Raw genomic sequence first — 25,181 nt, forward strand, 5'->3', positions numbered from 1 at the left:
CTGGGCCGCTCAACCGAACGCGCAGCCCGATCTGCTCTCCCCCTCACGTGCCATGCCAGATGACTACACGCAAAACCCATAGTCGGGCCGCTTTTCCAGGGAAACCGGCTCGATCAACCTCAAGTCCCCCAGCCGTGATCCATAAGTGTCTAGACTGCGCTGTCAACTCAATCCGGTCGATCGAACTGAGAGGTTTGGGCACTATGCCGGATTCCGTGGAAGTGTTGAAAAACCCGTCCACCGCCCAGCAAAGTCCCAGGTCACGTAGCCTGCTCCCCGCGCACGCGGGGATGGTCCCGAATTGACCGGATCGCCGTCGCTGCGCCAACTCTGCTCCCCGCGCACGCGGGGATGGTCCCGAGGTCGCGGCATGACGAACCTCGACAACGCCCTGCTCCCCGCGCACGCGGGGATGGTCCCGTGACGGGCGCGGTGAACGGCGCGGCCAAGATCTGCTCCCCGCGCACGCGGGGATGGTCCCTGCGGGGCGACCGCACAGCAGGGCTCGGACGGCTGCTCCCCGCGCACGCGGGGATGGTCCCTCAGCCACCTGCTGCTCGTGGCGCACGCCCTGCTGCTCCCCGCGCACGCGGGGATGGTCCCGGCATGAGACCGATCCCGACCTTTTCGTAGAACTGCTCCCCGCGCACGCGGGGATGGTCCCAAGCCCGACGTGTACGCCGCCACCGTGATCAGCTGCTCCCCGCGCACGCGGGGATGGTCCCGCCCTGATGGTGTTGGCACCGCCCCAGGTGATCTGCTCCCCGCGCACGCGGGGATGGTCCCGCGATGCGGATCGCGCTCCGGCTGAACGGGGGCTGCTCCCCGCGCCCGCGGGGATGGTCCCCGGCACTACGTGCTGCACACCATGAAGGACGGCCTGCTCCCCGCGCACGCGGGGATGGTCCCAAGGTCGAGCTGACCGCCAAGGTCGAGGAGAACTGCTCCCTGCGCACGCGGGGATGGTCCCCAGTGACCCGCCCGCTCCGAAGCCTTCCCCCAACTCGCCAGCGCAGGATGACAAGAGATACCCAGAGCCCGCAGCCGCGGCCTCTACCCGTAGGCCGCTGCGCTCGTCGAAGCCTGCACGGCCGACGGTGCGCCCAAAGGCCGAGCACGCAAAGGCTCGGTGTCGAGACTGCCATCCACCGGGCTACACGTCCGGTAGGAAGACATCGCTGCAGGCGTTGGCAACGCAACCAACTGATGAAGCCTGATATCTGCTGCTACCGGAGCGGCTGCCCGGACGGACGTAAGCGATGGCACTCGTCCTACGTTGACTGAAGGGGGACGAGTCAGTCGGAAGGCGACGCTGGAGACGGAACAGGCACACCCACCACCTCGTACAGAGAGTCCCCCCACGTGGCCCAGCGCTCCAGCTCCTGCGAACCGATCAGATGAATGGCGTGGTCCCTGGCAAACTCGCGAGCCGGCTCTGAGAAGGTGCCATTCGTGACCATGACTGGGATGTCTGCCTGATGCTCCGGGCGCGCTGTGCCATTGAAGGTCTGCACGTTCGTGCTCGTCACCGTGTGCTTGGAACCCTTGCTGGAGTGTTTGCACTGAGCGACCACTCTTCGTCCGTCCGGAGTCTCGGCGATGACGTCAGCACCACGGTCGTTCTTGCCACCCCGCGCCCTCTGGACCTTCATCTCGTCCCTGTAAGCGAGCCAGGCAACGAGCGCTTCAAAGTCCGTGCCGTCGAAATTCTGGATCTGCCCCAGGGTGTAGCTCTGCTCGGTGCGAGCGAACCTGCTTCTGCGCTCGTCGGTCTCCTCAAGGCGCTTGAGTCCTTCGGCGGCCAAGCTGTGCAGTGCAACGCATCGCTCGACGCTGTCTTCCGCGGCATACCACTGATCGAGGATCACGTTGAGTGGCGAATCGGTCCGAACCGGCGCGTACAGATCCCCAAGAGCCCTACTGGGCAGGGAGCGTAGTTCCTCGAACGCTTCGGTCGCCGTCTTCAAGGCGCTTTCCATGAACGCGATCTCGCCGCTCAGCCCACTGGCGAGCGCATCGAGAAGCTCATCCAGCTCGACCCGTGTACATGCCCACTCACGGCCCCGGAACCGTGGAGCCCGCCTGTACCCGCAGGCGTTCTCAAGCCACTTGGTCAGGTCGTCCCTGTGCGCTGTTAACGCTTCGCAGCCTTCGCTGCCAAGCTTTAACTCCTCCACCCACAGGAATGAGGCAAGGAGATCAGACTCGTCGGCCTTGCCCAACGAGTCACCGATCACCTGCCTCGTGAAACGATCGGGGTACCGGGGAGGAACGACACGGGCAGTGCGGTCAATGATCACCGCGGAAGCGTATACGCGGCCACCGACAACCCCTGCTCCGTCAACAGATACCGGTCAAACCTGACCAGCATCGAAGCAGGAGCGGCACCATCAGTTCCTCTGCACAAGATCAGACACCTCGAGTGCCAACGGTCCGCCACCGGTACCCGGCTACTGTGACAACTGATCAGCCCTGCTGAGTCTGCACGGGCGAGGCAAGGTCAGGCGGGTAACCCTTCGCGCGCAGAAAGGAATCCAGCGCCACCGCGACGATGTCACCGTGCTGCACGCCATGGTCAGCGTTGTACCGCCGGATTCGGCGCTGCAGATCCAGGGCCTCCGGGACGGCGTAGTTGAGCTGCCCGCGCTTCGCCTGGCGACTTCTGATGACCTCCAGCGTGGCCGGATGCGGAGCGAATGGATCGCCGGACGGACTGGACTGCGCTTCGAGCGCGGCGGCCAACCGACGAAGTTGCCCCGCAACATGGGAAAGATCAGACATGAGCTGCTCCGGTAGCGGCCGGTAGGCGGCTAGCGAGCCGCCTACCGGCCTAGAGGGCTAGTGGGATAGACGGAAGGCAGGGGGGACCGCGGACCAACCAGCATCCGCGGCCCCCTGATGCCGCAAGCCTCAGAACCCGCGTGTGCTGAGCCACTCGTCCATCGCCACGGCGACGATGTCACCGAGCGGCAAGTGGTCGAGTTCGTTGTCCAGCGCGAAGCGCTTCACCCGCCGCTTCAGCTTCAGCGCGGCTGGCACGGACGAGTCGAGACTCTCCCGTGCGATGACGCGCTGGTTGAGAAGGACTGCGACGTCGGGGATGTCTCCCGGGCGGCCGGGGCCCTGCGTCCAGGGCGCGCTCTCACTGGTCGCTTCGTTCGATGGCACTCGATGGTCGTGAGCGGGCACCTGCTCAGGGAACTGGACAGGGAAGGCCGCACCGCTGACGACAGGCGCCGCCGTGCGGACCGCTATCTCCGCGGCCGGCACCGCACTCGGGTTGTCGGAGCTCGCGGTGACGGCCTCCTGCACTGCGGAGTGCCCGCTGACCGCACCAGGCTCAGCAGCGGGCGTCACCACGTGGGCACTGGGTGCCGGTTCCGGTGCGGCATGGGCGTCGACCGGCTGAGGCGACGAGCTCTCGATCGCCTCCGCCTCCGACTTCGCCGCCGCCAGTGTCGGTGCCGCGTTGCTCGGAGGGTTCGCCGCTGCCGAGTCCGCGGCGCCAGGAGACGCATCGTGTTCCCGGACGGTCTTCGGCGGGGCTGCTGCGTCGGGCGCGGCTTCGGGCGTCTGGGCCGAAGCCCTGGTGGCAGCCTGTTCAGCTTGGTACTGCTCGGGGGTGAGTTCGGCGGTGGGCGGAGGCGCGGACGTTGCCGCGTTCGCCTTGGCTGTGCCACCGAGAGCGCGTCCGCGGGGGCGGGCCGGGGGCTTCTGCTTCTCGCTCATGCTGCGGTCAGCTCCTTGACGAGGTCGGCGTACTCGCTGAGCTCGGTGGGGATCTCGCCGAAGGCCTCCATGTAGTGGACCCAGGCGTGGATGACGGTGTCGGCGAGAGGGAACGGCTCATCGCGGTCGGGGCCGATGCCCTCGCCCTTGGGCGGGTCGAGGAGCTTGTCCTTGGCGGTGCGAGGCAGGACGGTGCGGTCGTCGGCCTTGACCAGGACGACATGGGCGGTGACGCCCCGCTCGTTGCGGGCGGCGGCGCGCTCGGCCTCCTCGAAGGTGGCGACGAGCTTGCGGCGCTCGATCTTTGTCGGGGCGACCGGCACGAGGAGGCGGTCGGCTTCGGTGACAGCGTCGTGGAAGATCTTGGCGCTGCCGCCGCCGGCGTCGACGATGATCGCGCCGAATTCGACCCGCTTGGTGCGGATGTATTCGGCGATGTCATCGAACGGGTAGCGCTCGACGGTCAGGTTGGCGGGGATCTCGAAGCCGTCGGCCTGGGCGACCTTGAACCAGTCGTAGGCGGACTGGCTGCTGGCGTCCGCGTCGAGCAGCAGGGTGGGGATGCCGAGGACGACGGCGTAGTAGAGGGCGATGAACCAGGCGGTGGTGGTCTTGCCGGTGCCGCCCTTGAGCATGCCGACGACGAAGACGAACGACTCCCAAGGCCTGGCCGTGGCCACGGTGAGCGACTTGTGACGGGTGTTCTCGTTCACGTGTGCTTGATCTCCAGAGTAGAACGGAAGGGGGTGGGTGCTGATGGTGGTGCTGCGGCAGACGCCGACCATCCGGGACGGACTGGGCTTCGGGTCCACATCGGAGGCGCCCGCGCCAGGAACCCGTGTCTAGACCGGCACCCGCACGCGGGGCGGATGAACGGTCTGACCGTGATCGCGGTCCTGTGGAGGGGCCTCATGGCTGTCTCCCCGGCCGACGGGCGGAGCCGGGGCCGTGCCGGTGCTGGGGCCGCATCGGAGTGCTGGCCTCGCGCAGGAGCCGGTAGACCGTGGCGACGGAGAAGTTGCACATCTTCGCCAGGTCCGGGACCGACACGTCGGCCTCGTATTGCTTCCGCAGCCAGAGCGCGAGCTTCTGCCGCTTCGCCTTCGAGGGCGCGGAGCGGATCGCGCGTGTTTGCCGCGTGGTCCGTACCTCTGCACCGGCCTCGACGAGGAGGCGTCGTGTGGCGGGCTTCGACTTGCCCGCTTTGCGCGCCAGTTCGTCGAGGGTCGCGCCGTGCTTCTCGTAAAGGACACGCAGCCGGGCTGCCAGACGGGCGCGGGCTTGCGGATCCTCGCGCAGTCTCCGGGTCTGCCACGACGTTCGCATCACTGTTCCGGCGTCGTGCAGCCGGTTGAGCAGCGTGCCGTAGGGCAGGCCGCTGGCGTCCACCAGTTCCTGGACCGTGGCCCCGGCCTCGTATTGCTCACGCAGGTCCTGGGGGCTGGGCGGTTCGGCGCCGGGCTCGGTCGGTGGGGGAGGAGGGTTCATGCGGTGGACTCCCATTCGCTGAGGGCTTGCGTGTGGGCTGCGGCCAGCTCGTCGTAGCTGCGCTGGTCGGCGGGGGTGATGAGGATCAGCCGGCCGTCCGTCGCCACCCGCCAGGCGTCAGCCGCCCGGCCGGTCGCCGGATCGAGGACGCATCCGCCGGCGGTTTGCCAGGCAGCCGGGACCTCGTCCGGCCGCACCGTGGGAACCAGGACCCTGTGACCGTCGTGGACGATCACCGCGGCCCGGTTGCGATGCTCGGAGAGGCGCTCCAACATCTCCTGGTAGACGACTCGTTCGGCCGCGTGCAGCGCCTTGCGGCGAGCGGCGACGCCTCTGGTGCCGTACCGCTCGGCGACCTCGTCCCAGCCCTGTGCCGGAGTCGCGGCGTCGTCGGTGTCGCCGTCTGGGATTCGGATGCCGAAGCCCTCCAGGGCACGAGGCGTCAGGGCCCAGGTTTCCCCGGTGTGGTGCACGAGGCCGTGGGCGGCGAGGCGTTGCAGGGTGCGGTAGGCGGTGGCGCGGGAGACCGAGGAGGTTCCGACGAGTTCGCCGACCGTCTGGTCCTGACGTGCGTGCAGAGCGCTGATGATCATGAGGGCGGTGCTGCCGAGGCCGTGGTGGGCGAAGGCGTCGTGGCCCATCAGACGGCTGAGGACGGTTGAGTCGATGTCGGCCGTCGTGGCCGTCTCAGGGGTGGTCCACTCCTCAAGTGCCAGGTCGGGGGGGAACTGAGTGGTCCACAAACGAGACGGCAGAGCAGGGGCTCGGTGGCTGGGGACGCTGCCTTGGTCGAGGTACCAGGTCGAGCCTTCCCGGCCATGGCCCACCCGCAAGCGGCGCAGCCAGCCGCATGGCTTCAGGACGCTCTCGTAGACCACTCGCAGGGTCGTCCGGGAGATGCCTGCCTCTTGGGCGGTCTGCCGCTCGCTGGCGTGATGCAAAGGGCCGCCCGCGGTCTCGGCGAAGTTCAGGTGTGCTCGCAGTACGCGTAGCGCGGTCCGGCCCCGCTCCCCGCGCCAGGGCGTGGTCTCGATGCGGTCCCGCAGCGCGGCGAGAACCTCGAACGCGTCGTGCCGCGAGCCCAGCGCCAAGGTCATGCTGACGGTGGCCGAGGCGCTGGCCCACACCCGACGGATGTAGTCCAGGGCGCGTGACTGCCCGGAGCGCAGCGCAATGCCGCGGGTGTGCCGTCCGCCCTCGTGCTCGGGGTGCAGCAGCAGCCGTATTAGCTGGTCGAGGCTGCCGCCGGCGCGGGCGACGTGGCAGGCGATGGCCGCGGTGATCCGGTGACCGTGCTCGGCCGCACCCTGGCGGTCTGCGCGGAGGGTCACGGTCCGCCCGTCGGCGGCCAGTCGGCTGTAACTGCCGGTGGCGTAGCGGCCGGTGAGGTCGCCGAGCAGGACCAGGTCGGCGGCGGCCCTGGGGAGGGAGGCGAGTCCCTGCAGCGTGGTGTGGTGGCCTGTGGCTGCCTCTGGTGGGGAGAAATCCGGACGTGGAGCCGACGGGGAGTAGTGCGGGTGGGCGGTGGGGTGTGGCATTCTGGGGTCGTCCCAAGGACATGGACGCCACCGAGGCCCGCTAGAACCGCAGGTGGTGTCCGGAACCGACCTCCAATCGGTGCCAGCGAAGCCTCCAGGATGGCCGTCCTGGGGGCTTTCGTGCGCTCTGGCACCGGTCGGAGGCAGGCGTCCCCATCGCGGCTCGACCGGAGACGACCGAGAGGCCTGTCAGAGTCGCCACCCTGGATCCGAACCGGTCAACGCCGGTCGCTCAAAGGGCAGTTGGGGAGGCCGATGCCTCTGACTGCCTCTGAGCGACCCGGGTCGAACCGGGGTCGAATCAGAGCGGTTTCCTCTGACTGCCTCCGATCGCCTCTGCAACCCGTCCTAGCAGGTCACAGCCTCATCGCCTCCACACAAGCGCAGGTCAGAAAGATGCGCTAGCTGTACCACTGGTTCCTGGCGAAGGCGGTGATGTGCGGCATGGCTGCGGCTCCCGTCGTGGGGTGATGGCGCCATCGTCCGGAAGGGCACCACCGGGGCGCAATCCCTCTTCCGTCTCACGGAAGGAGCTAAAGCAACTGCCTGTTCAGGCTGGGTGCTCGTCTGGGCGGGTGAGGTCAGCGCTGCGCTTAGCCGGCGGCCTCGCTGAGCGTTTTCCGACGATGGTTGTGTCGGGCTTGACACTCCCGCTTTGCGAGACATGGAAGGTCTGAGTCGGCCGTCGACCGGCTGTCCGTCTCCCGGTGACACCCATGAGACGCCAGCTCTCGCGTGCGGAAACGGGGCTGCTGTCAGATGGTGACTCGGCCCACGAGGGGCTCGGTTAGGTTTCGGGTGGCGCAGTGAGGGCGTGGTCCGGCTGCGTCCCCCGTCCGATCTGCGGAAACGTTCAATTCGTCCTGCCGGATCGTCGACTTCGGCTGAACGGACTGAATCCGCTGCTCATGGGTTTGGAGTCCGGCAGTGCTCGGGGCAGTTGCAACCCGTCTGACCTGCGGCGGAGTAGCTGTTCGAGATTGCCGTTCATTGCCCGGCTCGCTGCCATGAGGTTCGATGTCAAGTTCCAGGGGCCGTGCAGGGGCCGGGAGGGCGAAGGCGGGACTAGGCCGACGGTGCTTGCGGGCCGATGCGTTGTCCCTTGGTCGGCTGCGCGGTATGAGCCACCCGACCTCCAAGACGCGGCCGGTCCTGTGTCGGGCCGCTGCGGGGAGTGTGGGTGCTGGTGCGACTGGTGCGGAGGTTGGAGGGGCAAGGAAACGGCCTGAAGAGGAAACGGCCCCGAAGCGGAAGGGGCCTTTGGACAATGCCGCTTGGTTCATTTCCGCATGGACGGTGAACGGAGCGGCGCCGACGCGCAATAACGGCGGGCGGGCGCTGACTCAGTACCGGCCGCCGCTGTCGTCAGTGGCGGATCAGCCCCGCGTTTGACGGCTGCCGGCAGCGGGGTGGTGTCGATGGTGGTGACCCCGCTGAAGGGGCCGATCGTGTCGGTGAGGAAGGCGGCAGGCTGGCGGGGCCGATGGTGGCATCACTGCCCGGATCGCTCCAACGCTTGGCATCACCCTCTGTGTGGCATCTGACAGGGTGTGCGATGGGGCTCTACCGTCTGGGGTCCCTGCCCTCTGGACCGCGATAACCCCCGTGGTCCTGGTAGGTCTCGGCGTCGTCGGTGAGGACACCGACGATACGTTCACGATCCCTGGTTCTGAGTCCCAGCGGGCCCTGGATGCGCCCGGCCAGATGTATCCCGCGGCCGGCGGAATCGGAGCGCAGATCGTCTTCCGAACGTGGACATCGAAGGACGTGCTCTGCTCAAGTCGGCGGCGCAAGCGAGCGAGACGTATGCCACTGCCCCCAACGCGACTGACGCCGCCGTGAGCAAGGGCAACACGTCCGGGGCCTGGCGAGCCCAGCCGTCACGCAGGCCCCGGACGTCGATGCGGGCCGCCCCGGCCTCGGAGGGTGAAGAGGCCGTGTGCGATGGCGGCCCGCGGGGAGCCAGGGGAAGGCAGCCCCCACCCTCACAGGGGACTGCCCGCGCCTGGCCGGCTCGGCTCGCCGTCAGGGATGGGAGGGGCGGCGCGCTGAAGCGTTCCAATAATTGCACATGGGTGGGTAGATATGAAATCCAAGTGTGTTCATCCCATAGCGGACTGAAGAAGGGAAGTCGGGTCCGGAAACCCGGCATGTCCATTTCCGCTCCCGCTCAACTCAGCCCAGACCGTCTTGCCCTGCCTGGCGTGGCGGGTCCCCCAGTGTTCGGCGAGCTGGGCGACGAGCAGGAGGCCGCGCCCGCCCTCGTCGAAGGTGCGGGCCCGGCGCAGATGGGGAGTGGTGCTGCCGGCGTCGGACACCTCGCACAGGAGTCCCCGGTGGTGGATGAGCCGCAACCGGATGGGCGGCCGACCGTAGCGGACGGCGTTGGTGACGAGTTCACTGATCACGAGTTCGGCGGTGAAGTCGAATTCCTCCAGTCCCCACTCGGTCAGCTGTCGCGCGGCGCTCGAACGTGCTCCGGAAACGGCTGCCGGGTCGGCGTCCACGTCCCACGCGGCGACCTGGCTGTCTCCGAGGGTGCGGGTGCGGGCGAGCAACAGGGCTACGTCGTCATGGGGCCGGTCGCGCGGTGGAGCCAGCAGGGTTTGGAGCACGGTGTCGCAGGCTGCCTCCAGCGAGGCGGCGGGTTGTGCGAGAGCGTGACGCAGGAGGGTGAGACCTGCCTCTACGTCCTGATCGCGGGCCTGGATCAGGCCATCGGTGTACAGGGCGAGCAGGCTGCCTTCGGGCAGGTCGACCTCGGCCGCCTCGAAGGGCAGGCCGCCCCAGACCCAGTGGTGGGCCGGGCGGCAGATCGAGGAGGTCGACGGCGCCGTCGCGGCTCACTACAGCGGGGAGCACGTGGCCCGCCCGTGCCAGGGAGCACCGGCCGCCCACGGGGTCGTACACGGCGTACAGGCATGTGGCGCCGATGTCCCCGGCCGTCTCCTCCGTGTCCGGGTCCGCCGAAGCTTCGGTGGACAGGCGGATGACGACGTCGTCCAGGTGTGTCAGCAACTCGTCGGGCGGCAGATCGATGTCCGCGAGAGTGCGGACCGCGGTACGCAGACGTCCCATCGTGGCGGCGGCGTGGATGCCGTGGCCGACCACGTCGCCGACCACCAGGGCGACCCGGGCACCTGACAGTGGGATCACGTCGTACCAGTCGCCGCCAACGCCGACCCGGGTGCCGGCGGGCAGGTAGCGGCAGGCGACCTCGACGGCCGACTGCTCCGCCGTACGCCGAGGGAGCAGGCTGCGCTGCAGGGTGAGCGCGGTAGCGCGGGCGTGTGTGTAACGACGTGCGTTGTCGACGGCCACCGCAGCCTTGGCCGAGATTTCCTGGGCGAGGAGGAGATCCTCGTCGTCAAAGAGTTCAGGGAGGCCGGGAGTCCGGTGACGGGAGAACTGGGCGACGCCGAGGGTGGTGCCCCGCGCGCTCAGCGGCACCACCAGCACCGACCGGTCTCCGTCCTCGTACCGGGAGGGCAGCCCGGTGGCCAGGGCACGCTCCGAGGGGGACCCCACGGGGCAGGTGTGGAGTTCCTGCACCTCGATTACAGGGTCAGAGGCACCTTCCACCACCGTCCCCTGGGCCATCCTGCGCAGTACGGGCGGGCCCGCTGCGACCGTGTCGTGCTCGTGGACTACGGAGTCCAGCAGGTCGACGGTTACGGAGTCGGCGATGCTGCCGATGGCGAGGACGGCCAGCTCCTGAGTGGTGCGAGCGATGTCCAACGTGGTTCCGATGCTCAGACCGGCCTGGTTGACCACGGACAGCCGCCACTGCAGTCGGCGCTCGCGTTCCTCCTGGAAAGCCAGGACGCCCTGCTCGGAGGCGCGGTCGACGTATCCGGTGGCCATCTCGATCATTCGGCGTGACGTCGCGCCGATCAGCTCGATGTCGTCGGTCCGTCGCGGTATTTCCGCGAGGAGTCTGCCGAGGACCACGCCCTGGCCGAGCCGGTGCGCCCGCAGCATCGCGGTGACAGGCGCACCGTGACGGGCCAGCTGACGTGCGCGTTCCACGTCGGCCGGCGGTAGTTCGATGTCGCTCGGCTCGATGCCGAGTTCCAGTCCGGTCAGCACGCCGACAACGTGCTCCGCGATGTTCTCAGAGGTCATCCGGGCGAGATCCGGGGCAGCCCAGAGTTCTGGAACCTCACGGCGCAGGCATCGCGCCACCTCCGCGATCAGCTCGTCCGCTCTCGGTGCGAGTTCACGCGCAACACGGGCCATGAGGCCGTCGGCCGTGGCGTCCACACTGTCGACGGTACGCCGCTCGGCGCGACCTGGTCATCGGTGACCCTTCGGACGACGTCAGCCCACGCAGGCCATCGCCCCGGCATATGCCAGTGTGGGCCAGTACGACGGCGGGCAGCGCGCGCATCGGCGGGTCGCCGTGCCGCAGGCGGGCCCCCGCCGCCGCGGCCATCAGCAGCGGCAGCCCGATCGCGGCCGCCACCCCAAGCGGACCCGCAACCAGTCCGAGGAGCAGCCCGATGACCCCGGCGACCTCCCGGGCGCCGATGACGCGATATCGGTCAGGTGACATGCCGAGGTGAGCCGCCGCTTGGCGCATGAACGGCAGCGCGGCGGTCTTCGCCAGGCCCAGGGGCAGGAAAACGACAGGCAGGGTGACGGCGAGCGCGATCTGTGCGGCCGTCATGCCGACCGGTTCCGGCGTTCGGCGCCGAGCCGGGCAAAGTGGTCGATGAGGTCGGGGTTGTCGACGGTGCCGGGGTTGACGACCTGCTCGACCGGGGCGCCCTGGAGCAGGCGTTTGACCGGGACCTCCAGCTTCTTGCCGGTGCGCGTGTGCGGGATGCCCGGCACTTCGAGGACCTCGTCCGGGACGTGGCGCGGTGAGGCGCCCGTGCGGACGGCGTCGCGGATCTTCTCGCGCAGGGCATCGTCCACTTCTACGCCCGGTGCGGGGAACACGAACAGCGGCATCCAGTAGCCGCCGTCGGGCTCCTCCGCGCCGATGACCAGGGCCTCGGCGATCTCGGGGAGGCGTTCGACGATGTCATGGATGTCGGCGCTGCCCAGGCGGACGCCATTGCGGTTCAGCGTGCTGTCGGAGCGGCCGTGGACGATGACCGAGCCGTGAGCCGTAACCGTGATCCAGTCCCCGTGCCTCCAGATCCCTGGGTACGAGGAGAAGTAGGCGTCCCGGTAGCGGGTGCCCTGGGGGTCGTTCCAGAAGTACAGCGGCATGGAGGGCATCGGGCGGGTGACGACCAGCTCGCCGACCTGGTCGGTGACAGGCAGGCCCTCGGCGTCGTACGCGGCCAGCGCCACGCCCAGGTGCGGTGCGGACAACTCGCCGGCCCAGACCGGGGTGTTGGGTGCGCTGCCCGCGAAGCCGGAGACGATGTCGGTGCCGCCGCTGATGGAGGCCAGCAGGGCATGTTCGCCGACGTGCTCGCGGACCCAGGGGTAGGCGGAGGCCGGCAGTGCGGAGCCGGTGCAGCCGACCACGCGGATCGACGACAGGTCGTGCGCCGAGGGGTCGATGCCGAACTTGGCCATGCCCAGCAGGTATTGGGGGCTGGTGCCGAAGACGGTGACCTGGTGCCTGGCGGCCAGTTCCCACAGGACGTCGAGCTTGGCGAAGGGCGCCGGGCTGCCGTCGTACGTACAGGTCGTCGCGCCGGTCAGGAGGGTGGAGACGACCAGGTTCCACATCATCCAGTGGGTGGTGGTGTACCAGAGCAGACGGTCACCGGGCCCAAGGTCCGAGTGCAGACCCAGGGTCTTGAGGTGCTCCACCACCACACCGCCGTGGCCGTGGACGATGCCCTTGGGCAGCCCTGTGGTGCCGGAAGAGAAGACGACCCACAGCGGATGGTCGAAGGGTAGCGGTACACAGGCGAGTTCCTCGGTACGGGTCGAGGCGTCCTCCCAGGGGACGACAAGCGACGGGTACGCCTGCGACGGCCACGGCAGGCCCACGTGATCGACCAGCACGGTCGCCTTCAACGCCGGCAGCGCGCCGGCCAGTTCGAGGACGGCGTCGCGTCGGTCGTGGGTGGTGCCGTTGAAGAGATAGCCGTCGGCCGCGATCAGGACCGTGGGTTCGAGCTGGGCGAACCGGTCGGCGGCGGCCTTGGGGGCGTAGTCCTGCCCGCACACCGACCATACGGCGCCCAGGCTCGCCGCGGCGAGAAACGCGACGATTGCGTGCGGGGTGTTGGGCAGGTAGCCGACGACCCGGTCGCCCTTGCCGACGCCGAGGTCGCGCAGCGTGGCGGCGACGGAGGCGACCAGTTCGCGCAGCCGGCTGCCGGTCACCTCGTACCCCGAACCGGTCTCGTCGAGGGCGACGATCGCCGTGGCGTCGTCCCGGATGTTGCGCAGGGCGTGGTGGGCGTAGTTGAGGGTGGCGCCGGGGAACCAGCGGGCGCCGGGCATCCGCTCCTCGCCCAGGACCTGTTCGTAGGGGGTATCAGATTCGATGCCGAAGTACTCCCACACCGCCCCCCAGAAGGCCTCCAGATCGGTCACCGACCACCGGTGCAGGGCGGCGTAGTCCTCGGCGTCGATGTCCTGACGCCGGGCGAACTCTGCGATGCGACTGGCTGCCGCCGTCTTCGGATCGAGTGTGAAGAAGGGCGTGCTCATCGCGTCGTGCTCCTCAACAGGCTTTTCGGGGAAGGCCATTCGGAAGGATCAGGGCTTCGGGTGGTGTGCAGCAGCGACGCCCAGGCCGTGGTCGCGGTGAAGTCGCGCCCGCCGAGCGGGACGACATCCAGCACGACGCGGTCGGGCCGCAGCAGGACCGCGTCTGCGTGTCCGGAGCGCAGCCAGGCGGCGAGCGTGCCGTCGTCACCGAGGTCGGTCACGGGGATCGCGCGGACGCCGAGGCCGTGGGCGAGCGCCGTCAGGGAGGGGCCGGGTTGGGCGGCGGTGAGTACGGCAAAGGAATCGCCGAGCACCTCGTCGAGCCGGGTACGCAGTCCACCGACGCTCACCCAGGGTTGCGGACAGTACGTGCCCGCCAGGCCCCGGCGGCCTCCGCGCCGCACCAGCGGCCCGGCGGTCAGGGGCGGGCTGAGGCCGCGGCCGGCCAGCTTGGTCAGGCCGGGTATGCGGCAGGCCGCTGCCAACGCCCTGCGGCGGATCGTGGCGACGCCGTCCTGGCCGCCGGTCATGGCCCAGCCCATGGCCACTGCAAGCCGCACCACATGCCGGGCATGCGGTCTGCGTTCGCTCTCATAGGTTGCGAGCAGCCGCTCGTCGCCCCCCTGCTGGAGAACCCGGGCGAGCTTCCACGTGAGGTTGTAGGCGTCCCGCAGCCCCGAGCACAGACCCTGCCCGATGAACGGCGGAGTGAGGTGGGCGGCGTCACCGAGCAGGAAGACCCGTCCGCTGCGCCAGCGGTCGGCGACGCGGGCCCGGAAGGTGTACTGCGCCTCGCGGACGACCTCGAAGTCCCCGTCGTACGAGGGCGGCAACCACGGGGCGATTAGTTCGCGGACCGTCTCCTGCCCTTCCCGGAGCCGGAACTCCCAGCGGTAGCGGGTCTCGTTCACCCGCATGAAGGTCCCCGGCCGGTCCGGGTCGCAGACCTGGTCGACGCCCTCCCAGCAACGGACGGGACCCGTCGTCTCAGCGTCGATGACGGTCCACTTCTCCTCGAAGCGCAGGTCCTCCCAGACACCACCGATGGCTTCGCGGGTAAGGCTGTTGGCGCCGTCGCAGCCGAGAACCGCCTCTGCCCACAGTTCGTGCTCACCGCCGTCGCCGTCGCGGTAGGCCACGCGGACCGGGCCCGCCATGTCCGGGCCGACGGCGGTGACCTCCACAACGCCGCGCAGGTCGCATTCCGGGCGTCGGGCCAGCGCCTCGCGCAGCACGCGTTCCAGTTCGGGCTGGTCGAACATGCTGGACTGCGGGTAGCCGTGGTGGCCCTGCGGGGAACGCCGGAACTCGGCCATCACCCGGTGCCGGGCGTCCAGCAGCCGCAGCCCGCCTGCCGGACGGGAGATCGCGGTGAATTCTTCCCCGACGCCCGCGGCCTGGAGGATCCGGTGGATCTCGTCGTCACTGGCGACGGCGCGCGGGAGCGGGTAGACGTCCTGGTGGCGTTCGAGGACGACGCTCCGGACTCCGCGCCGGGCGAGGAGGAGCGCGGCGGTCACTCCCACCGGCCCGGCCCCGACGATCACGACGGGCACACGTGCGGCTTCATCGACGGTCATGTGCGGCTCACCTCGGGGTTTAGTTCGCGTCCGCGACGCGCGTGCGCTGCTCGCCGAGGTCTATGCGGCCGTCCGGGGTCGCGATCGTCGCCGTGATCACATCGCCCGAGTTCAGGTAGTGCGGGTTCTTGGCCTGGCTCTTGAAGAACGCCTTCCACTTCACGGCGGGCGGCAGCAGCGCGCCGATCTTCTCGACGGCCTTCGGCGGGGCCTTGAGGGCGGTGCCGCCGGGAGTGCCTGTGAGCAGCAGGTCGCCGGCGTCCAGGGCCTGGAAACGGGCCAGCAGGGTCAGCGCCTGCGCCGGGCGGACGATCATGTCGGCCAGCGTGCGGTCCTGGCGCAGCTCCCCGTTGACGCTCAGCTTCAGCCGCAGGTCGAGGAGATGGGCGAAGTCCCCGGGCTCAAGCAGGGTGAGGTGGGGGCCGGTGGGTGTGAAGGTGGGGTAGGACTTGCTCTCGTAGAACTGTGTCTTGGTCAGCTGCACCTCGCGGGCGCTGATGTCGTTGGTGATGACCAGCCCGGCGACGTACGACGGCAGGTCTTGCTCCTCCACCACGGTGCCGACGGCCAGGGACGCACCCATGACGAGTCCGAGTTCGATCTCGTAGTCGAGGAACTTCACGTGGGCGGGGCGGACGACGGCCTCGCCGGGGCCGCTGACCGAACCGGACGCCTTGCGGAAGAAGGCGGGCGGGATGTCGCCCTTGAATCCCGAATCGCGAGCATGGCTACGGTAGTTGACCATCTGGGCGACGACGCGGCAGGGCGTGGTCACCGGCGAGATCGCGACCAGGTCGGCAACCGGAGTGCCCAGCTCGTCGGAGGCGGTGGCCTCGTGGATCGCGGCGCGGTCGGACAGCAGCTCAGCGGTGGTCGCGGCTTTGGTCGCGACAGGGACGGCTCGGTTGCCACGGACGACCCACCAGCCGTCAGCGGTGCGCAGGACATTGGTGCTCATGTCAGTGCCTTTGTGAGGGGGATTCGCGTGCGGGGAGGTCAGGAGCTGGCGGCCTTGAGAAGGCCGAACAGTCGTGCGGGGTCCATCTCGTTGTCGCCGCGCAGGGCCTCGATGACATCGCGGACGCGCTGCGGGGAGGGGCTCGCGCCCAGGAAGTCACGGGTGGCGGGCGGGCCCCACTGGGCCAGACCGCTGGTCGACATGGGCGCCCAGCCGGGTTCCACGTCGCAGGAGAACAGGTCGCCGTCGGCGAAGTGCTCCAGCATGAAATGGTCGGGGTCGCGCCAGTAGTCGAAGAGCTGACTGCCCTGGATGTGCCGTCCGATGCCCCAACTGCGCTTGTACCCGCGTTCCTTGAGGTATTCGCCACCGGCGGCGATGGAGTCCAGGTCGGTGACCTGGTAGGCGGAGTGGACGTACCCCGTGCCCGGCCCCAGATGCATGGCCAGGGTGTGGTGGTCGGCCGGCATACCGCCCAGGTCGCAGCGGATGAACGCCATCGTCGGACCTCGGCCGCGCTGCCCGTCCAGGAACAGGAAGTCCGACACGATCATCCCGAGGGTGTCCAGGTACCAGTCCAGGGCCCGGCCGAACACCCGTGTCTCCAGCACCACATGCCCCAGACGCTGGATCCGGGACGGCTCGCGCGGCGGGCGCTGCGTGGTGTTCGTACGACGGTGATCCGCGCCGAAGTTGAGGAGGAGCGGTCGCTGTTCCGGCAGCGCGGGCAGCTGTTCGGCACAGTGCACGACCCGTACCGGGAAGCCCGATGGATCGAGCAGGTCGACGACCTTGCCGCCGCCCGGAACATCGGCGTCCCGCACGTCCCTGCCCGTGGCCCGGGCCAGTCGGTCGAGGTCGGCTCGCTCGGCGGCCCGGAACGCCGGGCCGATGAAGCGGGAGGTGCGGCCCTTGCGGATCACCATGCAGGGCGCGCCGGCGAAGGTGCCGCGCAGCCACAGTTCTCGCTCGGTGCGGGCGGCGATGCCGAACCCGAAGTCCCGGGCGAAGATCTCGGCGCGGTCCAGGTCTGGCTTCTGGAACTCCAGCCAGGCCAGGTCGGCCACCTTGATCACCGGGTTCCGGGAGCGGCCGGGGTGTTCGCCGCGCAGGGCGCCCTGCGCGCTGTGGAGGTCTTGATGGGCCGTGCTGACGGCGGCCCCGTTAACGCGGATTTCAGACATGGTGCCCTCCGAGCAACATCGCCGTAATGAGGAAATCATCAACTGTGACTGTTCTGTCGTCAAGGTGTTCGCGAGAGAAAATGATGAATTCATCAGGAATGCGATCGCCATCGTCCCGCCGGTTAGACTCTGCGCATGCCTACGTCAGCCCCGCCCAGCAACCGGTTCGAGCGGCGTCGCGCCGAGACCCGCGGGGCTCTGGTGCGAGCGGCCCGGCAGATACTCGCCGAGAGCGGTGACACCAGCGCCAGCATCCAGGCGATCGCCGAACGTGCGGACGTGGGTTTCGGCTCCTTCTACAACCACTTCGACTCCAAGGCGGAGCTGTTCGAGACGGCGGTGGTGGACGCCCTGGAGGAGTTCGGCCAGACCTTCGACGAGCGCCTGGCCGGGATCGACGACCCGGCGGAGCTCGTCGCCGCCGGCTTCCGGCTCAGCGCCCGCATGGCCGACTCCCATCCGGAACTGATGCAGGTCCTGCGCCGTCGCGGCCTCGGCCACATCCACTCGGACAACGGCCTGGCCTGCCGGGCGCTGCGCGATCTCCAGGTCGGCGTCACCTCCGGCCGCTTTACCACCCTCGACCCGGTGGTCGCCCTCTCTGCGCTGGGCGGAACCCTGCTTTCGCTGGTGGAGCTGCGCTTTGCCCGCCCGGAGGTGGACGGCGACGAGGCCGCGGTGAACCTCGCCGAGATGGTCCTGCGCATGCTGGGCCTGTCGCCGGACGACGCCCACGAGGTCGCCCGGCGCCCCCTGCCCGACCTCGACTGACCGCCCTGCCGCTAGGAGCTCGACGAGTCTGGGCGGAAGGTGACCGATCGGCCGGTGAAGCGGGCGTCGATCCCGTCCTCGGTGGTGGTGACCGACCGCAGGTGAAGCCCCTCAGGAACGTTCTGCAGCGGAATGGGTTCGTCCAGGGCCTTGTCGATCAGTGACTTCAGTGGAGCGAGCAGTTCACCCTGCTCGGCGCGGACGTCGGTGAAGGAGATGCTGTTGCCGCTCGCCGCGGAGACGGCCGCGCTCACGGTCACGTCACCGACGAGCGGCAGACTGGCCGTGGCGTTGATCCGACCCGACTCGTCACCCTGCGACACCTCCACGCCGAGCGCGCTCGACACGTCCGCGTAGGACAGGTGGGCGGTTGCCCGAACGCTGCGGGCGTGCGCCTCGTCGGCGCTTCCCGAGGTCTTCAGTCCGTCCATGTCGACCGTCAGTTTTGTCACCGGCAGGGGCCGGGTCGTGCCGTTCGCGGGAATGTCGTGGGCGGTGAGGTCGACGTGGTTGAGGCGGCCTTCGGCGAGCTGGGTCAGCACGGGAAAGCCACTGACGTGCACCGATGGGCGATCGGCGGTTCCCATGCCGTCCTGGAAGGCCTTGGCCGTACGGCTCTCCGCCCGCGCCGCGGCGATCCGGTCGACCGCGACGGCGCCGATCAGCAATGCCGCCACGGATGCGGCGGCGATGATCAGCCGCCGCCTGGTTCGGGTCGGGGGGCTTATGTACACGGCGCCGTCGCCGTAGTAGGGCTCGCCGACGTACTCCTCGTCGGGGTGGGACTGGTACATGGTTCTCCTGTTCGAGTAGTGCTTGGGGAATGGCGCCTACGCGGCGTCGCCCTCAGGCCGGATGAGCCCGTGGACGCATGCCGCGGCGCTGTCGCCGGCCACGCCCATCGCGATCAGGGCGGCGGTCGCGGTGCCCGTGCCGTCGTCGCTCCAGACCCCGCTGTTCACGCAGTCCAGCAGCCCTAGCAGATGCCCCTCCAGTGCCCGGGTCAGTACGGCCGGGGGGACGTTGGTCTGGAAGACCGCCTGCCGCTGCCCCCGGCCGATGATCGCCTCCGCCATGTCACGCGCCGGGGCCAGGACTTCAGCGAGCCGATCGGCCCCGAGGTCCTGAGGGGCGAGGCGGAGCAGGATGCGGTAGCGGTCACCGACGGGCCATACGGCGAGGACGAAGCGCGCCAGCTCCGTGACGGCATCCGCCACCGGCACCCGAGGGACCGGGACCGCCCGCCGCAACGCCTGCGCGGCCTCCTCCACCAGCCCCTCCACCAGTGCGGCCCGGCCGTTGAAGTGGCCGTAGACCGTACGCCGTACGACGCCTGCCGCCTCGGCGATGTCACCGAGGCTGCTGTCGGGGTCGCGGCCGAGTTCCTCTCGGGCCGCTTCGAGGATGCGGGCCCGGGTGAGCAGGGTTCGGCTGCGTTCCGGGGCGGCTGTGACGGGTGCGTGGGCCATGTCGGACCTCCGGTTGACGGGGGAGGGTGGTTCGATAGTTGCACATCAACGGGCAATAAACTAGCCTGCACATCAGCGGGCAATTAACTGCCCCTGGTGCTGGGCCTCCTCTTGGCCCCGCCTGCACCGCTCCCAGTGATCCGCACCCCGAAGCCTCCGCTTCACCTCCTGCCGAGGAGCCTGACCATGCCGCTGTTTGCGAAGACACCCGTCGAGAAGATGGCCGAGCCGTATCCACGCCGCTGGTGGGCCCTGCTGGTCCTGTGCCTGAGCCTGCTCATCGTGGTCATGGCGAACACGTCGCTGATCGTGGCCGCGCCCGACATGACCAGGGATCTGGGGCTGAGCAGCAGTGACCTGCAGTGGGTCATCGACGGCTACACCGTCCCCTACGCCGCGCTGATGCTGGTGCTGGGCGCGATCGGCGACAAGTACAGCCGCCGCGGGGCCCTGGTCCTGGGCCTGCTGATCTTCGTCGGCGGATCGGTGATGGGCGGCTTGGTCGACGAGACGAGCCTGGTCATCACCTCCCGCGCGATCATGGGTGTGGGTGCCGCGGTCGTCATGCCGGCCACGCTGTCGCTGCTGGTCGCGATGTTCCCGCGCGCCGAGCGCGCCAAGGCCATCACCGCCTGGTCCGCGACCTCCGGTCTCGCCATCGCCGCCGGTCCACTGGCCGCCGGCTGGCTGCTTGAGGACCACGCCTGGGGCTCGACCTTCCTGATGAACGTCCCCATCGCCGTCCTGGGCGTCGTGGGTGCGCTGCTGCTGGTGCCGCCGTCGAAGGCGGAGGGCATGGGCCGGATCGACTACGTCGGCGGTCTGCTGTCGATCGTCTCCGTCGGCTCCCTGGTCTACGCGACCATCGAGGGCCCGCACTTCGGCTGGGGTGCCGGCCCGATCACCGCGGCCGTGGCAGCCGGCGTGGGCCTGCTGGCCTTCGTGGCCTGGGAGTTGAAGCATCCCAACCCCATGCTGAACGTCCGCAAGTTCACCGAGCGTCCCTTCAGCGGCTCGATGCTCGCGGTGCTGTTCTTCTTCTTCGGCACCTTCGGCTCGATTTACTACTCCACGCAGTTCCTCCAGTTCGTCCTCGGCTACGACGCCCTGGAGACCGGCATCCGTCTCCTGCCCCTGGCCGGCGCGGTCTTCGTCGGCGCGGCGGTCACCGGCAAGCTGGCTCCGAAGCTGGGCGTGAAGATCGTGGTCGGCGCCGGCATGGTCATCGGCACCGCAGGCGTCTTCCTGCTCACCCAGATCGAGACGGGCTCGACCTACACCGACTTCCTGACCCCGCTGCTGCTGCTCGGCTTCGCCATCGGCCTGAGTCTCGCCCCGGCCACCGACACCATCATGGGTTCCTTCCCGGAGGACGAGCTGGGGGTCGGCGGCGGCGCCAACGACACCGCCCTGGAACTGGGTTGCGCCCTGGGCATCGCCGTCCTCGGCTCGCTGCTCGCCACGTCCTACAAGGACAAGCTGACCGACCTGGTCGGCGGCCATCTCCCCGCCGCCGCGCTGGACATCGCCAAGGACTCCGTCGGCGGCGGCATAGCGGTCGCCGAACAGGTGGCCAAGAACCCCCAGGGCGGCGCCGAACAGGCCCAGACCCTGCTGGGAGCGGTGCACGAGTCCTTCGCCCACGCCATCGCCCACACCAGCCTCATCGGCGGCATCATCATGGCCGCCGGAACCCTGATCGTCATCGCCGTCCTGCCCGGCCGCAAGCACACCGGCAAGCACCGCCAGCAAGAGACGGTGCCGGCGACCGAGGAGCAGACCGAGACCGTGGGGGCCTGAGCCCCGTACACCGGAGGCCGGAACCCCGATTCCGGCCTTCTCCACCCCAGAACGGGCCGTGCCTTGAGCGGCGCACGGCCCCGGGACGGTGCCGGGAGGGGACACCCGGCACCGTCCCCTTCTTGCTGTCCGCACCCGGATGGCTGGGGTGGCGTTCAGTGAACTCGCCGATGTGCCCCCAACTGGCCCCAGTTCTAGGATGATTGACGAAAACCAGGCGCTATGAGGTGGCTTCGGGGGCGGCTTGGTCGGGACCACTGGCTTGACGCCGAGTTGGGCGGTGCAGCGTCTGGGAGTTGGCGATCAAGCCGTTCGGGAAGGGGCAGGGCAGGGTGCGGGGATCCGGGAAGAGGCGCCGTGCGGGTTGGTCGACAAGTACGTGTCCTGGCTGACGGCCGACCCTACCTGGACGGCCGGCTACGCGACCTGGACATCGCGCAGCGGCGGCTCAGGGGCAGCGCGAACCTGGGTCATACCGACGTTCCGCGCGTCCCGGGCGATGCCGAAGTCCATGACCTTGACCTGCCCGGACCAGGTCACCATCACGTTGGCCGGCTTGATCTCCCGGCGCACGATGCCGTGCTGGTGGGAATGTACGGCAAGTGCGCCCCGTGTGAGCCTCGCGCCGGAACCGGTCCTGGAGTGCCGGGTCGTGGGTGAGGGCGGTGCGCAGTGTCTTCACTGTGCGACACTGCGGTCGAGCCGGAGATCGTGCGCGATATACACCTCGGTCATGCCTGAGGAGCCGAGCAGCAGCCCCAGGCCAGATCGTCTGGTCCGCCGAAGTTCATGTGCAAGGCCGGCGCTTCGCACCGGGGTCACGTCGGACTGCGGGGGCGGTCTCACCCCTCGGCGGCGGCCATCTCGTCGACGACGATCTGCGCCCGCTTCTCCGGCACACCGGCCGCGATGAGTGTGGTGACGGCCACCCGGGTGCCGTCGTCCTCCAGCGCCCCGGTGTTGACCTCTTCCAGCAGGGCGACCGTCATCGCCTCCAGGCCGGCGCTCAGCACCGGGGCCGGCAGGTGGGAGTGGAAGACGCCGTCCCGCTGCCCCCGCTCCACGATGGCCGTGACCCTGACCCGAGCGGGCTCCAGGATCCCGGCGACACGGTCCATGCCGAGGTCCCGCCGGGCCAGCGCCAGGAGCATCCGGTAGCGGTCGCCCACGGGCCAGAGTGACAACGAGAAGTGTGCGAGCGCCCGATCGGCAGGCTCTGCCGCTTCCGCTCCGAGCGCCACGGCGGCTTGGAGCGCCTCGGCGGCCTCCTCTGCCAGCGCATCCAGGAGTGCCGCCCGTCCGGGAAAGTGTCCGAACAGCGTGCGCCGTACGACACCGGAGGCGCGGGCGAGCTCCTCCAGGGTGATGTCAGGGTTCCGCCCCAGCTCCTGGCGCGCGGTGGCCAGGATGCGCGCCCGGTTGGACCGTGCGTTGCGTCGCTGGGGCACACGGCCGACGGTCTGGGACACGAAAGGAACCTCGAAGCAGCCGGAATGGAGAACGGACCTCTCCATTCTGGCACGTGTGTATGGGCCCGACCGGTCCGCGGCCGCATCCGGGATCGGGCGGGCCCCGGTCAGGCGGGAAGCTCCTCGATGTCGGACGGTTCCTGCGGGGCGATGCCGTTGAACCGGTGGCGGAAGTCGCTGGAGGCGGGGTACGCGGCGCGGCGCGAGCGCATGATCGAGCCCAGCGGACGGTGGGCTTCCAGGGCGTGCCAGGGATTGAAGGAGAGGACGTCGTCGGCGTAGCGGCGGCGGGCGTCGCTGTAGGCGTCCTGGACGGGCAGGTGCAGCACGGCCACGGTCCGGTGCGGTGACAGCTCCTCGGGCCACAGGACGGAGGCGTCTTCCACCGGCATCCGGCCGATGTCCGTGCACAGCTGGGCGCGGAGGTCGTACTCGGCACTGTGGTGGGCGAAGAAGTCGACGACGAGGTCGCGCAGGGCCGATTCGCCGGCCTTCTTGTCGACGTGACTGCCGGCGAGTGCCTTGACGTTCGCCGAGCGGGGCGCGGCGGACATCTTCGCGAGGTGGTCGCCGTAGCGCAGCGCGGCCATGGAGTGGAAGGTCTCGCCGAGGATGTGGTCGTTGGCGGCGGCCAGGGTCTCGACGGCGGGCGGGAGCGGACGTCCGGCGCGGGTGAGGGCCTTGGCGGCCACGCGGGCTGCCGCACCGGTGAGCTGGAGCTGCTGGTCGCTCTGCCGGGGCTGTTTCTCCAGGAGGTCCTGGAGTTTGGCGTATTCGGCGATGTCGCCGAAGGGCAGGGTGGGATGGTTGACGAGGAGGAAGTCCTGGGTGGTGAAGCCGTCGTCGAGGGCGCGCGGCCCGGGGGCGCCGATCACCTTCATGGCGAGGCCGCGCTGCACGGGCACCTGGTCGGAGCGCAGGTCACCGGGGGCGGAGGAGAAGCGGACGATCACTGGGTAGACGGCCGGTTCGGCGAAGAGGCCCTGGGCCAGGTGGGTCGGGAGATCGGGCTGGATGCGCAGCTCGCCGACGAGGACGCCGTGGCTCTTGGCGTGAGCGTCGCGCAGGCCGTGGCGGTGTTTGTCGGCGACCTGCTGGTTGGCCTTCCCCATGGCCACGACGACCTGGCGGACGAGTTCGTCCTCGTTCGGGAAGGGCTGTTCGAGGTCGGGGCTGTAGCGGACGTACGAGGTCATGGGGGCCTCCGCGCGAGGTGTGGGGTCAGTTGCTGCCGAGCCAGCGGATGGCGGACAGGCTGGGCATGAAGAAGTACTCGCCGCCGAGCAGGGTGTTGAAGGACTGGATGTTCTGCACCCGGCGGGGCGGGGTGCCCGGCACGGTGAAGTAGGCGCCCTTGTCCTGAAGCGAGATCATCGGGTCCTTCTCCTTCCCCAGGCCCATGAAGTTGCCGGAGCCGACCCATTCGCTCTGCAGGAACTCCACGTTGTCGATGGCCCGGGCGCCGAGCGCGATGAAGTCCAGGCCGCGCGGGCTGCCGTCGTCCTTCAGGCGGTCGGTGGGCAGGGGAGTGCCGTAGGAGGTGCCGCGCCGGATGATCCGGCGGATGTTGACGTCGGTGAGGACCGTCAGCTTCGTGTCGCGCGGGTTCATCCGGCGGATGTGGGAGCCGAGCGGGGTGCACAGTCCACGCGGGTCGGCGGAGTAGTCGAAGTCGTTGATCCGGTTCGGGTCCTCGCCGATCGCGGGGGTGTCGCGCTCCGGGGAAAGGGCGAGTGGTGCGCCGCTGCGCCAGCGGCCGACGAGCTTGGCGGCCAGCAGTTCGCGTTCGGCCTCGGTGGAGGCGTTGTCGTGCAGCCATTTGTTGAAGGCGGCGACGTGGGAGTGGTACTTGCGGAAGACGACGTAGGTGCCGTTGCGGCCCAGGACGTCCGGAGCCGGTACGGGCAGCGGGACGCCCGTCTCGCTCGGGTGGCCGAGGACGAACTCACCGGCCTTGATGGGCCGTCCGTCGCCGGGCAGGGGTTCGGCGCCACTGCCCTCGACCACCGGCTGGCTGAAGCCGTCCCGGTAGCCGAAGACGTTGAACCCGTCGGCGGCGAAGTCCTGGTGCGACAGCAGCCGCACGCCCGGGACCTCGCCCAACTCCTGCTCGTAGGCGGCGACTTCGGCCCGCCGGTCGTCCTCGCTCGCGGCGTAGACCGTGACAGCCACATGTACGCGCGGGGTGCCGAACGGGAACTCCCAGCGGTCCGGCGCGTTCACGCCGGTGTCGCGGAGCCGCTCGGCGCGGGCGGCCATCCCGGCGCGGAAGTTGGCGGGGAAGGAGGCCAGTGAGGTCTCCGGAAGTCCCAGCGCTACCAGTCCCTGGTAGCTGAGGGCGAGGGCCAGCCAGGACGGCTGCGGTTCGTCCCAGCGGGCCGCCGAGGTGACCCGCTGGGCCAGGCGGCGCAGCAGTTCCCTGCCCGCGGTCGGTTCGGTGATCTCCAGGATCGCGTGGGTGCCGAAGTAGGGCTCGGGCCGGGCCCGCAGCAGGGTTGCCTGGATGTCGTCGAGGTCCAGGGTGGGGGGCCGGCGCAGCCGCCGGAACAGCTGGGAAGGCATGGTGCG

19 protein-coding genes, 1 pseudogene and 1 CRISPR repeat array are annotated in these 25,181 nt (G+C 69.4%); of the genes and pseudogenes, 2 read left to right on the plus strand and 18 right to left on the minus strand.

Annotated features, from left to right (window positions below; translation table 11 throughout):
• The first annotated feature begins 269 nt into the window (after positions 1–269).
• Positions 270–970: direct repeats of the CRISPR family, unit length 29 nt; unit sequence CTGCTCCCCGCGCACGCGGGGATGGTCCC.
• A gap of 325 nt (positions 971–1,295) precedes the next feature.
• The 12 genes and pseudogenes from MB828_RS12990 to MB828_RS13045 all read right to left on the minus strand — a co-directional run bounded on the left by MB828_RS12990 (position 1,296) and on the right by MB828_RS13045 (position 17,104).
• Complete coding sequence (locus MB828_RS12990; RefSeq protein WP_301648267.1) at positions 1,296–2,300, minus strand: restriction endonuclease; 1,005 nt, start codon at positions 2,298–2,300, stop codon at positions 1,296–1,298.
• A gap of 166 nt (positions 2,301–2,466) precedes the next feature.
• On the minus strand, positions 2,467–2,781 hold the full coding sequence (locus MB828_RS12995) for a hypothetical protein (RefSeq protein WP_301648268.1): 315 nt from the start codon (positions 2,779–2,781) through the stop codon (positions 2,467–2,469).
• Between the two features lie 129 nt (positions 2,782–2,910).
• Positions 2,911–3,729 (minus strand): hypothetical protein, encoded by an 819-nt coding sequence (locus MB828_RS13000; RefSeq protein WP_301648269.1) that lies wholly within the window; start codon positions 3,727–3,729, stop codon positions 2,911–2,913.
• Entirely contained in the window at positions 3,726–4,442 is a 717-nt protein-coding gene (locus tag MB828_RS13005) for a ParA family protein (RefSeq protein WP_301648270.1), read from the minus strand. The genes MB828_RS13000 and MB828_RS13005 overlap by 4 nt, the downstream gene beginning before the upstream one ends.
• A gap of 196 nt (positions 4,443–4,638) precedes the next feature.
• Positions 4,639–5,217: a helix-turn-helix domain containing protein gene (locus MB828_RS13010; protein WP_301648271.1), complete on the minus strand. Its 579-nt coding sequence runs from the start codon at positions 5,215–5,217 to the stop codon at positions 4,639–4,641.
• On the minus strand, positions 5,214–6,755 hold the full coding sequence (locus MB828_RS13015; protein WP_301648272.1) for a MarR family winged helix-turn-helix transcriptional regulator: 1,542 nt from the start codon (positions 6,753–6,755) through the stop codon (positions 5,214–5,216). The genes MB828_RS13010 and MB828_RS13015 overlap by 4 nt, the downstream gene beginning before the upstream one ends.
• 2,102 nt (positions 6,756–8,857) lie before the next feature.
• Positions 8,858–10,994: pseudogene (locus MB828_RS13020) on the minus strand (ATP-binding SpoIIE family protein phosphatase).
• Complete coding sequence (locus MB828_RS13025) at positions 10,975–11,424, minus strand: DoxX family protein (protein WP_301648273.1); 450 nt, start codon at positions 11,422–11,424, stop codon at positions 10,975–10,977. Before MB828_RS13025 ends, MB828_RS13020 begins: the two are co-directional and overlap by 20 nt.
• On the minus strand, positions 11,421–13,382 hold the full coding sequence (locus tag MB828_RS13030) for an acetoacetate--CoA ligase (RefSeq protein WP_301648274.1): 1,962 nt from the start codon (positions 13,380–13,382) through the stop codon (positions 11,421–11,423). The genes MB828_RS13025 and MB828_RS13030 overlap by 4 nt, the downstream gene beginning before the upstream one ends.
• On the minus strand, positions 13,379–14,962 hold the full coding sequence (locus MB828_RS13035) for a bifunctional 3-(3-hydroxy-phenyl)propionate/3-hydroxycinnamic acid hydroxylase (RefSeq protein ID WP_301648275.1): 1,584 nt from the start codon (positions 14,960–14,962) through the stop codon (positions 13,379–13,381). Before MB828_RS13035 ends, MB828_RS13030 begins: the two co-directional genes overlap by 4 nt.
• Positions 14,963–14,981: 19 nt before the next feature.
• The gene (locus tag MB828_RS13040) at positions 14,982–15,920 is read right to left on the minus strand and encodes a fumarylacetoacetate hydrolase family protein (protein ID WP_301648276.1); all 939 of its coding nucleotides are present in this window, start codon (positions 15,918–15,920) and stop codon (positions 14,982–14,984) included.
• A gap of 38 nt (positions 15,921–15,958) precedes the next feature.
• On the minus strand, positions 15,959–17,104 hold the full coding sequence (locus MB828_RS13045; protein WP_301648277.1) for a VOC family protein: 1,146 nt from the start codon (positions 17,102–17,104) through the stop codon (positions 15,959–15,961).
• Between the two features lie 135 nt (positions 17,105–17,239).
• On the opposite strand from MB828_RS13045, the gene MB828_RS13050 reads away from it, so the two are divergent.
• Entirely contained in the window at positions 17,240–17,875 is a 636-nt protein-coding gene (locus MB828_RS13050; protein WP_301648278.1) for a TetR/AcrR family transcriptional regulator, read from the plus strand.
• 11 nt (positions 17,876–17,886) lie between these two features.
• Here the strand turns inward: MB828_RS13050 and MB828_RS13055 are convergent, their stop codons facing one another.
• Together MB828_RS13055 and MB828_RS13060 are read right to left on the minus strand one after the other, a co-directional pair.
• Complete coding sequence (locus MB828_RS13055; RefSeq protein ID WP_301648279.1) at positions 17,887–18,669, minus strand: LmeA family phospholipid-binding protein; 783 nt, start codon at positions 18,667–18,669, stop codon at positions 17,887–17,889.
• 36 nt (positions 18,670–18,705) lie between these two features.
• A complete protein-coding gene (locus tag MB828_RS13060; protein ID WP_301648280.1) occupies positions 18,706–19,344 on the minus strand; it encodes a TetR/AcrR family transcriptional regulator in 639 nt (212 codons plus the stop codon).
• A gap of 186 nt (positions 19,345–19,530) precedes the next feature.
• On the opposite strand from MB828_RS13060, the gene MB828_RS13065 reads away from it, so the two are divergent.
• Entirely contained in the window at positions 19,531–21,144 is a 1,614-nt protein-coding gene (locus MB828_RS13065) for an MFS transporter (protein WP_301648281.1), read from the plus strand.
• 417 nt (positions 21,145–21,561) lie between these two features.
• Here the strand turns inward: MB828_RS13065 and MB828_RS46855 are convergent, their stop codons facing one another.
• The 4 genes from MB828_RS46855 to MB828_RS13085 form a co-directional block, all read right to left on the minus strand.
• Entirely contained in the window at positions 21,562–21,717 is a 156-nt protein-coding gene (locus tag MB828_RS46855) for a hypothetical protein (RefSeq protein WP_430381369.1), read from the minus strand.
• A gap of 269 nt (positions 21,718–21,986) precedes the next feature.
• Complete coding sequence (locus MB828_RS13075) at positions 21,987–22,658, minus strand: TetR family transcriptional regulator (RefSeq protein ID WP_430381370.1); 672 nt, start codon at positions 22,656–22,658, stop codon at positions 21,987–21,989.
• 62 nt (positions 22,659–22,720) lie between these two features.
• The gene (locus tag MB828_RS13080; protein ID WP_301648283.1) at positions 22,721–23,809 is read right to left on the minus strand and encodes a catalase family protein; all 1,089 of its coding nucleotides are present in this window, start codon (positions 23,807–23,809) and stop codon (positions 22,721–22,723) included.
• 25 nt (positions 23,810–23,834) lie between these two features.
• Positions 23,835–25,175: a Dyp-type peroxidase gene (locus MB828_RS13085; RefSeq protein ID WP_301648284.1), complete on the minus strand. Its 1,341-nt coding sequence runs from the start codon at positions 25,173–25,175 to the stop codon at positions 23,835–23,837.
• Between the last annotated feature and the right edge of the window lie 6 nt (positions 25,176–25,181).

Origin of the sequence: Streptomyces arenae, assembly GCF_022343545.1 — a bacterium.
GTDB classification, from domain to species: Bacteria; Actinomycetota; Actinomycetes; order Streptomycetales; family Streptomycetaceae; genus Streptomyces; species Streptomyces humi.